The organism is Bradyrhizobium sp. (genome assembly GCF_049586575.1).
Taxonomy (GTDB): domain Bacteria; phylum Pseudomonadota; class Alphaproteobacteria; order Rhizobiales; family Xanthobacteraceae; genus Bradyrhizobium.
The window spans coordinates 1-1,875 of record NZ_JBAVCF010000022.1 but is presented as its reverse complement, the minus strand read 5'-3'; the positions used below and the strand labels follow the sequence as shown (position 1 = coordinate 1,875).

2 protein-coding genes are annotated in these 1,875 nt (G+C 61.7%); both read left to right on the top strand.

The features are described 5' to 3' along the window. On the top strand, positions 1 to 1,368 hold a 1,368-nt coding region (locus WB528_RS00705; protein ID WP_423886516.1), incomplete at its 5' end, for an aspartate ammonia-lyase. Positions 1,369 to 1,528: 160 nt separating this feature from the next. After that, the coding region (locus WB528_RS00700) for a dioxygenase (protein WP_423886515.1) at positions 1,529 to 1,875 on the top strand (347 nt) is incomplete at its 3' end.

Below are 1,875 nucleotides of genomic sequence, written 5' to 3'. Positions count from 1 at the left end.
AATTTTCCGATCACGGCAACCCCGATCTCGATCTATCCCGACCTGATTTCATCGCTGGCGTCGATCAAGCTGGCGGCAGCGCGCAGCAACCGCAAACTGGGCCTGCTCGACGCCAAGCTGGCCGATGCCATCATCGCCGCCGCCGAAGAGATCAGGGCAGGCCGCTTGCTCGAGCAGTTCGTGGTCGACGTCATCCAGGGCGGCGCCGGCACCTCGACCAACATGAACGCCAACGAGGTCATCGCCAACCGCGCGCTTGAGTTGCTCGGCCGGTCGAAGGGCGACTACAAGTTTCTGCACCCCAACGAACACGTCAACATGAGCCAGAGCACCAACGACGTCTATCCGACGGCGCTCAAGCTCGCGGCCTATTCGGGCATCATGCGCCTGGTGGAGGCGATGGCGGAGCTGCGCGGGGCGTTCGAGGCCAAGTCCGAGGAGTTCAAGGACATCGTCAAGATGGGGCGGACCCAGTTGCAGGACGCCGTCCCGATGACGCTGGGTCAGGAATTCTCGACCTATGCGGTCATGCTGGGCGAGGACGAACTGCGCCTGAAGGAAGCCGTGCTTCTGGTTTGCGAGATCAACATGGGCGCGACCGCCATCGGCACCGGCATCAACGCCCATCCGGACTATGCGCGGCTGGTTTGCCAGAACTTGCGGGACGTGACCGGCATTCCCGTGGTCACAGCGTCGAATCTGATCGAGGCGACGCAGGACTGCGGCGCCTTCGTGCAACTCTCCGGCGTGCTCAAGCGGGTCGCGGTCAAGCTATCGAAGACCTGCAACGATCTGCGGCTGTTGTCGTCGGGCCCGCGCGTCGGCCTCAACGAGATCAACCTGCCGCCGATGCAGGCGGGCTCCAGCATCATGCCAGGCAAGGTCAATCCGGTGATCCCCGAAGTCGTCAACCAGATTGCTTTCGAGGTGATCGGCAACGACGTGACGGTGAGTTTTGCCGCCGAGGCCGGCCAATTGCAGCTCAATGCCTTCGAGCCGATCATCGCGCACAGCCTGTTCAAGAGCGTCAATCATCTGCGCTCTGGCTGCCTGACGCTGTCCGAGCGATGTGTGAAGGGTATTACCGCCAACCGCGAGCATCTGCGCCGCGGCGTCGAGCGCTCGATCGGTATCGTCACGGCGCTCAATCCCTATATCGGCTACGCCAATGCGACCGAGATCGCACAGCAGGCGCTTTTGACCGATCAGAGCGTCTACGATCTGGTGCTGGCCAAGAAGCTTCTGACCCGCGAGCAACTCGACCAGATCCTGCAGCCGGAGGTGCTAACCCAGCCGCGGTCGTTCGGCACTGCAACCGCGACCGCACAAACCCATGCGCTCAGCGTTCGCCGGGACCAGACGGATTAACTTCTCACCGGATGAAATTTTGGACGGGCGAGACGCCCAATTTCCGGTCGGAGTCAGCGGCTTCCGGATTTGCGGTTGCGCCCGCCGCGCGATAGGCTATCGGTACAATACGACAAGAAAAGCCGTGGATAGCCAAAGCCATGGTCGAAGGGAGGTCGCTATGCAGGAGTTGACGCCGGAAACCATCACGCAAGCGGTGCTTGATCAGATGGCTTCAACGTCCAATCCCCGCCTGAAAGAGATCATGGCCTCGGCGGTGAAGCACCTGCATGCCTTCGCCAAGGATGTGAACCTGACGCCGGCGGAATGGATCAAGGGCATCGCCTTCATGACCGCGGTCGGAAAAATCTGCACGCCGGCGCGGCAGGAATTCATTCTGTTGTCGGATACGCTGGGCCTGTCGGCGCTGGTCAACGGCTTGCATGACAAGACCGCCATGGAAGAGGGAACGAACACGAGCCTGCTCGGTCCGTTTTACCGCGAAAACACGCCGCATCTGGCTGCCGG